Origin of the sequence: Phenylobacterium sp., assembly GCF_036495085.1 — a bacterium.
Taxonomy (GTDB): Bacteria; Pseudomonadota; Alphaproteobacteria; order Caulobacterales; family Caulobacteraceae; genus Phenylobacterium.
This window is the reverse complement of sequence record NZ_DASXNL010000148.1, coordinates 1-9,648: the sequence shown is the minus strand read 5'-3', so window position 1 is coordinate 9,648 and position 9,648 is coordinate 1. Positions and strand designations below refer to the sequence as shown.

Genomic DNA, 9,648 nt, shown 5'->3' with positions numbered 1-9,648 from the left:
TGGCCGGAAGGCCTGGTCGAGGATTCGGCCTTCGTCATTCCGACAATGCGGTAGGGCCCGGTGAAGGTCATGCAAGGCCCCATCGGTCGGCAGCACCATCAACGGCGTGCCCCGACTGTTCGGGCTTACCCAATGGTTCAGCAGCGCGACGGCTCGGTGAAGCTGGTACCCTGCCGGTAAGGTGGAAGGGGCGCCTCTGGACGCGGGGTTCTCCTCGACGCGGGGTTCCCCTCCAGGTCGCGGGTCGCTTCCTTTCCATAGCGGCGCATCTCCCAACCCCTTGCGCCGCTACCGCCGATCCCGCAAACTTGGGGACCTCCGCCAAGGGGATTACTTCCTGAGTTCCTCGATGGTTATACGCGTACAAATCAAGGCCCGGCGGATTTAACCACCATTTAACTAAAAACCAGTCGATTGGCCCCCGCAATCTAGGGGGCATCATGTTTAGGACACTGCTTATATCGACGGTAGCCGTCTTCGGGTGTGCGTCAACTGCGCTTGCGGATCCGGTTCAGACCAACGCAGGTTTCTACGTCCAAGGTTCGCTTGGCAGTGGATTCGATGGGAAGACAACATTGAGCGTTCGCGACGTTGGAAGTGGGCACGAAAACCTAAAATCAGGCCTGTTTGCTTCGCTAGCGGTCGGTCAATCCTATGCCAACGGCATTGCGATCGAGTCCGAGTTGCTCAACATCGACAACAACATCAAAGCCAGCAATCTCGACCAGATTGTTGGCGTGGAGACGAATCCATCGGTCCGAACGTTCGGCCTAATGGTCAACGCGCACTACGCATTTGTGCCGATTGGCCCATTCGTCGCCCATGTCGGGGGTGGAATCGGTGTCGGCTCTTCCAAGTACAAAATCCTAGGGGCCTCGGAGAGCAAGAACGAGTTCATGTGGCAACTGATCGCTGGGGCCTCCTACGCGGTGACCACGCAGGCCAGCCTTGATCTTTCCTACCGCTTTGTGGAAAGCCCGCGCTTCAACGAAACCGTCGACGTTGGTGGGACCGACTATAGCGTCAAGCTTGAGACCGAAACCCACGTCATCGCTGCCGGCTTGCGCTACAAATTCTGACGCCGCGATCTCCGCTGCACGTGCGGGCCCCCGGTCATATAGGCCGGGGGCCTTCGGTCCGGTCGGGGCCTAAGTCTTTCTCAGAGGGGTCTGGAGCCGCCGTCGCCCGGACGCTGGAAGGCGCCGTCGGCGAATTGGCGGCGGCATGGCTTAAATTCTGAGCCACACGCCATACGAGGGCGGCGCCTCAAATGCGGCTCATCCGGCCAGGTAGCCATATCCCTGTCCCCGCGCGCGAACGGTGAAGTGCATCATCGCCCGCGAACGATAGATGAGAACATCTTGCGAACTTAGAACAAAAGGCGTACGCATGAGTCCTGCCGCGGCTTCCACCGCCCGGTCGGCGGAATCGTGGGTATAAGGGGAATTGGGAATGGCGCAGGGACCGGTGTTGAAGCTCGTGGCTCGTGAAGACGGTGACAAACAGCGCGCTCTGGAAGCGGCGTTGACGCAGATCGATCGGGCCTTCGGCAAGGGCTCGGTGATGAAGCTGGGCGACAAGGGCAAGATCGTCGAGATCGAATCTGTGTCGACGGGTTCACTCGGCCTCGACATGGCGCTGGGGATTGGCGGCCTGCCGAAGGGGCGGATCGTCGAGATCTACGGGCCGGAAAGCTCAGGCAAGACGACGCTGGCCTTGCACGTGGTGGCCGAAGTCCAGAAGGCGGGCGGCACAGCGGCTTTCGTAGATGCCGAGCACGCGCTCGATCCCTCTTACGCCCACAAGCTGGGCGTCGACCTCGACGAGCTCCTGGTCTCGCAGCCGGACACCGGCGAGCAGGCGCTGGAAATTACCGACACCCTCGTGCGCTCGGGTGCGGTGGACATCATCGTCATCGATAGCGTCGCGGCGCTCACGCCGCGCGCTGAGATCGAGGGCGAGATGGGCGATAGCCTGCCCGGCCTACAGGCGCGGCTGATGAGCCAGGCGTTGCGCAAGCTCACCGCCTCGATCTCCAAGACCCAGACCCTGGTGATCTTCATCAACCAGATCCGCATGAAGATCGGGGTGATGTATGGCAGCCCGGAAACCACCACCGGAGGCAATGCGCTGAAATTCTATGCCTCGGTCCGGCTCGACATCCGCCGCACTGGCTCGGTGAAGCGAGCCGACGAGATCATCGGCAACAACGTGCGCGTGAAGGTGGTCAAGAACAAGGTCGCCCCGCCGTTCCGCGAGGTCGAGTTCGACATCATGTACGGCGAGGGTATCTCCAAGTTGGGCGAGATCATCGACCTGGGCGTCAAGGCCGGCGTCATCGAGAAGTCCGGCTCTTGGTTTTCTTACTCGAGCCAGCGAATCGGCCAGGGCCGCGACAATGTCCGCGAGTTCCTGAAGGCCAATCCGGACATCGCCGCCGACATCGAAAAGGCGGTGCGGGGAGCCAAAGCGGTTATCGAGGAAGAGCTATTGGTCGGTGGCCCGGAGCCCGGCGACGAATAGCCCTCAAGTTCCCCTGGCGAGCGTCGCGTCCGCGGCGGGCCCCCCCGCCAACCGGCTCGTCCGCGCCACCCCGCGCGAGCGCTCGACATCGGAGTAGGGACGTCCGGGACCCCCGGGCGTCCTTTTCCTTTGGCTAGGGTGCTTTTTCCTGGGCTAGAGAAGGCAAGTTTCCTAAACGGGCAGCCGTTCCCAAATACGGGGGGCATACCGACCCCTCGATATCGAAGAAGAGTTGCAAAGGTCCATGGCGAGCCTGAACCAGATCCGTAGTCACTTCCTGGACTACTTCCAGCGGAAGGATCACGCCGTGGTCGCCTCGGCGCCGCTGGTGCCGCAGAACGATCCGACGCTCTTGTTCGTCAACGCCGGAATGGTGCCCTTCAAGAACTACTTCACCGGCGCCGAGGCCTCGCCCTGGCCGCGCGCGGCCTCCTCCCAGAAGTCGGTGCGCGCCGGCGGTAAGCACAACGACCTCGACAACGTCGGCTACACTGCCCGCCACCACACCTTCTTCGAGATGCTCGGGAATTTTTCCTTCGGCGATTATTTCAAGGAAGGCGCGATCGAATACGCCTGGGAGTTGCTGACCAAGGAATTCGAGCTCCCTGTCGAGAAGCTGCTGGTCACCGTTTATGCCGAGGACGACCATGCGGCCGCCCTCTGGAAGAAGATCGCGGGCCTCCCCGACCAGAAGATCATTCGCATCGCAACGGCCGACAATTTCTGGTCGATGGGCGACACCGGCCCGTGCGGGCCCTGTTCTGAGATCTTCTACGACCACGGCGCCCACATTCCGGGCGGCCCACCCGGCAGTCCCGACGAGGACGGCGACCGGTTCGTGGAGGTCTGGAATCTGGTCTTCATGCAGTATGAGCAGTTGGCCAACGGCGATCGCACCAACCTGCCAAAGCCTTCGATCGATACCGGCATGGGTTTGGAGCGCATCGCAGCCGTCCTGCAGGGCGTGCACGACAACTACGACATCGACCTCTTCCGCGCGATCATCGCGGCGAGCCGCGAACTGGTGGGTGGGTCCGGCGGCGCCTCCAACGGCCCCTCGCACCGGGTCATCGCCGACCACCTGCGCTCGTCAAGTTTCCTGATCGCCGACGGGGTCATGCCTTCGAACGAAGGGCGCGGTTACGTTCTTCGGCGGATAATGCGGCGCGCGATGCGTCATGCCCATCTGCTGGGCGCGGCCGATCCCCTGATGCACCGGCTTGTCCCGACCCTGGTCGAGCAAATGGGCGAGGCTTATCCGGAACTGAAGCGAGCCGAGCCGGCAATCGTTGACACGCTGCGCCAGGAGGAGGAGCGGTTCCGCCGCACCCTCGGCCGCGGCATGAGCCTGCTCGACGAGGCCACGGCCGGCCTGAACGCGGGGGATGTGCTTTCCGGCGAGACGGCGTTCAAGCTCTACGACACCTACGGCTTCCCGCTGGACCTGACCCAGGACGCGGTGCGCGCCAAAGGTCTGACGGTGGACCTGCCGGGTTTCGATGCGGCCATGGCCCGGCAACGCGAACAAGCCCGTGAAGCCTGGACCGGTTCCGGCCAGGTGGCCGCCGCGGCTGAGTGGTTCGGCGTCCGCGATCGGCTGGGCCCCACGGAGTTCGTGGGCTACGAAGACGTCGAGGTCATGGGCGAACTCCTGGCTCTTGTCGAAGACGCGCGCGAGATCGATGGCGCCGTGGCGGGGGCCAAGGTCCAGGCCGTCTTCGACCGCACGCCCTTCTATGCCGAGAGCGGGGGTCAGGCCGGGGATCAGGGCGAGGCTGAGTGGGAAGGCGGCCGCGCTCGGATCACCGACGTCCAGAAGCAGGCGGGCGATCTCTTCGTCCACGACTTGGAGATCCTGGAGGGCGCGCTGGCTCCGGGCGCCCGCGTGCGCCTGGCCGTTGACCCCGAGCGGCGCGCGCAGACCCGTTCGAACCACTCGGCGACCCACCTGCTGCACGCCGCGCTGCGAAACGTGCTCGGGCCGCACGTGACTCAGAAGGGTCAGATGGTCGACGGCGAGCGCATCCGTTTCGACTTCAGTCACGGCCAGCCGCTGACGCCGGGCGAGATCGATCGCATTGAGGCCGAAGTGAACGCCGTCGTGCGCCAGAACGTGCCGGCGGAAACCCAGTTGATGGCGCCCAAGGACGCCATGGCGGCGGGCGCCATGGCGCTGTTCGGCGAGAAATACGGCGATACGGTGCGGGTTCTGACGCTGGGTCAGGCGTTGGCCGGGCAGGGCGCCTATTCCGTGGAATTATGCGGCGGGACCCACGTCGCGCGGACCGGGGACATCGCAGTTTTCAAGATCGTCCAGGAACAGGGCGTCGCCGCCGGCGTGCGGCGCATCGAGGCTCTGACCGGCGAGGCGGCCCGGCGCTGGCTGCTCGACCAGGCGGCCGTTTCTCGCGGGCTCGCGGAGCAATTCAAGGTCCCGGTCTCCGAGGTCCCTGCGCGGGTAGCTGCGCTTGAGTTGCAGCGACGGCAATTGGAGAAGGAACTTGGCGAGGCCAAGCGCCAGCTCGCCATGGGCGGCGGTGGCGGCGCATCGGCGGCTGGCCCGGAGGACATCGGCGGCGTCAAGGTCATGGCTCGCGTCATGGACGGCGTTGGCGGCAAGGATCTGCGGCCGATCGTCGAGGAATTCCGCAAACAGGTCCCGGACGGCGTTATCGCGCTGATCGGCTCCTCCGACGGCAAGGCGGCGGTTGCGGTTGCGGTGACCGGCGAGGCGCAGGGCAGGTTCAACGCCGTGGAACTCACCAAGGCCGCGGTCTTGATGATGGGTGGGCAAGGCGCCGGCGGGCGTCCGGAATTCGCGCAAGGCGGAGCTCCGGACGGGGCAAGGGCCGTTGAGGGTTTGGCGGCCATCAAGGCTGCGATAGCCGCCTGACTGCGCCCTAGACCGCCATGCGGACGTGCCCGCGATTTTCACCCAGTCGGCCATGGCCAACCTGCCGGAACCGGCGAGCTGGGCGATGATGATCACGGGCTCCCGTGGTGGCCGGCTCGATGCTGGTCATCGCCCGCAGCACGGTGGTCGCCCCGCATGGCCGACAGCCTCGATAAAGGGTTAGTGGGAGGCCCTGTTCGCCCGACCACTTTATCCTCGTCGGCGAGGCTTAGAGCGTCGTGTAGACGCAGAGCTTATTGCCGGCCGCGTCGCGGATGTAGGCGCCGTAGAAGCCACTGGTGGCCTGCGGCGGGCGAAAGCCCGGCGCCCCTTCATCGGTTCCGCCCTCGGCAAGGGCGGCCTGGTAGGCGGCGATCACGCTATCTTTCGTGTCGGCCTGGAAGCCGATCATGATGCCATTGCCGCCCCGCGCCGATTGCCCGTCGTACGGCTTACAAACCCCGACGCTTGGCGCGCCCTCCTTGCCGTAAAACGCCCATCCGCCGTCGAGCGGACCACGGGAATATCCGATCGCGCCGAGCACGGCGTCATAAAATGGCAGGGCCTTCTCGACGTCGTGGGCGCCAAGGGTGATGTATCCGATAGTCATCGCGTGCCTCCCGAGAGTCGGGCGCGATCTTAGGGTATCTTGTGAACGCATCAAGAACGACAGATCGTTGTTCGGTCATTCCAAAGCTCGCCGCGCCGCGCTAGGCTGACACGAGGCTAGGTTCTTCGGAGACCCCGAAATGAGCAACGATAGTCCCTCGTCAACAGATCCCAATCTCGTGGCGCACGAGAGAACCTATAAGGTTTTCAACATCATCGTGCGGTGGTGCATGGTCGTGCTGGGCAGCACGATTGCTGGGCTGTCGCTGGCGTTCGCCACGCCGGCCGGCTTCGTGGCCGGCCTGTTCGTAGGTTTTCTCCTGTTCGTCGCGGGCTACATAGTCCTCGTTCGGCACGAGGAGCATCAGCCGCTTGATCTTTGGACTGAGGGACGCTGAGGCCTCAGGCGGCCGCCAACGCCTTCTCGAGGTTCGACGCGACCTTGTCGATAAAGCCCTCGGTGGTGAGCCAGCCTTGGGTGTCGCCGACCAAGAGCGCCAGGTCCTTGGTCATCGAACCGGATTCGACGGTCTCGACGCAGACGCGCTCGAGCGTCTTGGCAAACTTGTCTAGGGCCGGATTCTCGTCGAGCTTGGCGCGGTGCTCCAGGCCCCGCGTCCAGGCGAAGATCGAGGCGATTGAGTTGGTCGAGGTGCTCTCGCCGCGCTGATGCTGGCGGTAGTGGCGGGTGACGGTTCCGTGGGCGGCCTCGGCCTCCATGGTTTTGCCGTCGGGCGTGATCAGCACTGAGGTCATCAGGCCCAGCGAGCCGAACCCCTGCGCCACCGTGTCGGACTGCACGTCACCGTCGTAGTTCTTGCAGGCCCAGATAAATCCGCCCGACCACTTCAGGGCAGCGGCGACCATGTCGTCGATCAGTCGGTGCTCGTAGGTGATGCCCGCGGCCTTGAACTGGTCGACGTAGGCCGCGTCGTAGGTCTCCTGGAAGATGTCCTTGAAGCGCCCGTCGTAGGCCTTGAGGATCGTGTTCTTCGTGGAGAGGTAGAGGGGGTACTTCCGATCCAGCGCGTAGGCGAAGGATGCGTGGGCGAAGTCGCGGATCGAGTCGTCGATATTGTACATGGCCATGGCCACGCCCGAACTGGGGTAGTGGAAGACCTCGTGCTCGATCTTCTGGCCGTCGTCGCCCTCCCAGGTGATGGTAAGCTTACCGGCGGCAGGCACCTTGAAATCGGTGGCGCGGTACTGGTCGCCGAAGGCGTGGCGGCCGATGATGATCGGCTGGGTCCAGTTGGGCACCAGGCGCGGCACATTCTTGCAGATGATCGGCTCGCGGAAGACCACGCCGCCCAGGATGTTGCGGATCGTCCCGTTGGGCGACTTCCACATCTGCTTGAGGTTGAATTCCTTCACCCGCGCCTCGTCAGGCGTGATGGTCGCGCACTTTATGCCGACGCCGTGCTTCTTGATCGCCTCGGCGGCTTCAACCGTCACCTTGTCGTCCGTGGCGTCACGGTTCTCCATGCCCAGGTCGTAGTACTCGGTCCGAAGATCGAGGAACGGAAAGATCAGCTTGTCCTTGATCAGTTTCCAGATGATGCGGGTCATCTCGTCCCCGTCGAGATCGACGACGGGGTTGGCGACTTTGATCTTTGCCATGAGGGGCAGGGGCTCCGGGCGAACTCTACGGTTCGGGCCGTATAACCCTCGTCGGCGCGGACGCAAAGGCTGCTGGGCAGCGCACGTGGGATGGCGCTAGCCGACGCTGCGTGCGGAAATCCGGCCCAGGTCGGCGAAGAGGGCGGCCCGACTTGCCTCCGGCGCGGTCGAACCGCTGAGAAATGCCGCTATGGCATAGCTTCTGCGGTCGGGCAGCGTGAAGATCCCGACATCGTTGAAGGCCGCGCTCAGGCCCTGGTCGGAGCTGGATGTGCCCGGTTTGTGGGCGAAGCTCGCCCCCTTCGGCAGGCCGGCCCTGATCCGATCAATACCGCGTGGCGTGCGCTCGAGGGTGGTCAACAAGAGGCGGGTGGAGGCGGGCGAGATGAGCTCGCCGCCGGCGAGTCTGCGCAAGAAACCCAGCATCCCTCGCGGGCTGGCGGTGTCACGCGGATCGACCATGTAGGCGACCATAGCCGCATGGCGGCGCTCGGGGGCTATGCTCGCCACGGCGGCGCTGAAGGCGGCCTCGCCCCGCCACGCCGCCCGAAAAGGAGCCATGCCCAGGGCGTCGGGGCCCAGTTCGCGTTCGTAACGGTCGATCCGCACCTCGTCGATCTTCCTGGCCTGCAGCCAGCTGTTCACCGCGCCGGGACCGCCGATGCGCTTCATCAATGCGTCGGCGGCGGTGTTGTCGCTCTCGCCGAGCGCGGCGGAGAAGAGCTCCGCCACAGTATAGGCGGTCCGTCCCGGCCAGGCGTCAGCGATCGGTGAAAGCGGCGGCGAGAGATCCAGTTCAGAGAACGTCAGGATTTCCGTCAGAGCGAGCCGCCCGGCGTCGACTTCGGAGAGCACGGCGGCGCCCAGCGGCAGTTTGAACACGCTCATCATCGGGAAGGGGCGGTCTCCCAGCCGGACCCAGGACTCCCCGCTCTCCAGGTTCATCAGGCCGAAACCGAGGATCCCTGGGACGGCGCGCGCAGCAAGCGCGCCGACCTCGGAGTCGAGCCGCTTCATGTCGAGCCGGGGCGTGCGTGAGGCGGTCGTCAGCGGCAGGCTGCGCTGGCATCCGGCCAGGATCAGGCCCGCACCGCCGATCAGCAATTCGCGCTTGCCGAGGCTTGCGTTGATCGAGCCAAGCGATTGTAACCGGGTCATGGCCAAAGCCTCTCTCGCCGCACCTGTCATTATCCTGAACGCGCCACAGCTCGCGGAGAACATCGGCGCAGCGGCCAGGGCGATGGCCAACTTCGGCCTGCTGGAGTTGCGGTTGGTCAATCCGCGGGATGGGTGGCCGCAAGAACGAGCCTGGGCCTCGGCCTCGGGCGCTGACTGGCCGCTGAACGCGGCGCGAGTGTTCGGCTCGGTGGAAGAGGCGATCGCCGACCTCAATTTGGTCTACGCCACCACCGCGCGGCCTCGAGAATTGCAGCTACCGGTGCTGACCCCGCGGGGGGCGGCCAGGAATCTTGCGGGAGCCATTGGCGAGAGACTGAAGGCGGGCCTGCTGTTCGGCGGGGAGCGGGCTGGGCTCGAGACCGCCGACATCGCCCTTTGCCAGGCTGTGGTCACCTTGCCGGTCGACGCGCGCTTCAAGTCCCTGAACCTCGCCCAGGCGGTGGCCATCACGGCCTACGAGTGGCGAATGACGGTCACCGAGGAGGCCCCGCAGGCCTTCCGAAACGGACCGCCGCCGGCGGATGCTGCTGCGATGCTGGGGCTCTACGAGCACTTCGAGCGCGAACTGGACAACGCGGGCTTCTTCCATCCACCGGAGAAGCGGCCGTCTATGGTCCAGAACCTGCGCTCTGCGCTGGGGCGCGCGAGCTTCACCGACCAGGAGGTGCGCACCTTCCGCGGCGTTGTGACAGCGCTCTCCAAGGGACGCGGGCGGGTGCTGGCGAAGTTGGCGGAAAAGAAGTCGAAGGAAGAAGGCGCATGAGCCTGAGAGCCTTGCTTGACAACCTGAGGATCCCGATCGTCCAGGCGCCCATGGCCGGCGC

General features: G+C 64.8%; 8 protein-coding genes. 5 read left to right on the top strand and 3 right to left on the bottom strand.

Annotated elements, in window-relative coordinates; all coding sequences use genetic code 11:
- The first annotated feature begins 440 nt into the window (after nt 1-440).
- The 3 genes from VGI62_RS17010 to alaS all read left to right on the top strand — a co-directional run bounded on the left by VGI62_RS17010 (nt 441) and on the right by alaS (nt 5,416).
- On the top strand, nt 441-1,079 hold the full coding sequence (locus tag VGI62_RS17010; RefSeq protein WP_331505719.1) for an outer membrane protein: 639 nt from the start codon (nt 441-443) through the stop codon (nt 1,077-1,079).
- A gap of 373 nt (nt 1,080-1,452) precedes the next feature.
- Nucleotides 1,453-2,523: a recombinase RecA gene (gene recA, locus VGI62_RS17005; RefSeq protein WP_331505718.1), complete on the top strand. Its 1,071-nt coding sequence runs from the start codon at nt 1,453-1,455 to the stop codon at nt 2,521-2,523.
- A 244-nt stretch (nt 2,524-2,767) separates the two neighbouring features.
- Nucleotides 2,768-5,416, top strand: a complete 2,649-nt coding sequence (alaS, locus tag VGI62_RS17000) for an alanine--tRNA ligase (RefSeq protein WP_331505717.1) — start codon at nt 2,768-2,770, stop codon at nt 5,414-5,416.
- Between the two features lie 229 nt (nt 5,417-5,645).
- Here alaS and VGI62_RS16995 read toward each other — a convergent pair whose 3' ends face one another.
- The gene (locus tag VGI62_RS16995) at nt 5,646-6,026 is read right to left on the bottom strand and encodes a VOC family protein (protein ID WP_331505716.1); all 381 of its coding nucleotides are present in this window, start codon (nt 6,024-6,026) and stop codon (nt 5,646-5,648) included.
- 139 nt (nt 6,027-6,165) lie between these two features.
- Here VGI62_RS16995 and VGI62_RS16990 point away from each other — a divergent pair, with 139 nt between their 5' ends.
- A complete protein-coding gene (locus VGI62_RS16990) occupies nt 6,166-6,423 on the top strand; it encodes a hypothetical protein (protein ID WP_331505715.1) in 258 nt (85 codons plus the stop codon).
- Nucleotides 6,424-6,427: 4 nt separating this feature from the next.
- Here the strand turns inward: VGI62_RS16990 and VGI62_RS16985 are convergent, their stop codons facing one another.
- Complete coding sequence (locus tag VGI62_RS16985; RefSeq protein WP_331505714.1) at nt 6,428-7,645, bottom strand: NADP-dependent isocitrate dehydrogenase; 1,218 nt, start codon at nt 7,643-7,645, stop codon at nt 6,428-6,430.
- A gap of 96 nt (nt 7,646-7,741) precedes the next feature.
- On the bottom strand, nt 7,742-8,803 hold the full coding sequence (bla, locus tag VGI62_RS16980) for a class A beta-lactamase (protein WP_331505713.1): 1,062 nt from the start codon (nt 8,801-8,803) through the stop codon (nt 7,742-7,744).
- On the opposite strand from bla, the gene VGI62_RS16975 reads away from it, so the two are divergent.
- Complete coding sequence (locus VGI62_RS16975; RefSeq protein WP_331505712.1) at nt 8,802-9,587, top strand: RNA methyltransferase; 786 nt, start codon at nt 8,802-8,804, stop codon at nt 9,585-9,587. The genes bla and VGI62_RS16975 overlap by 2 nt on opposite strands.
- Nucleotides 9,588-9,648 lie beyond the last annotated feature (61 nt).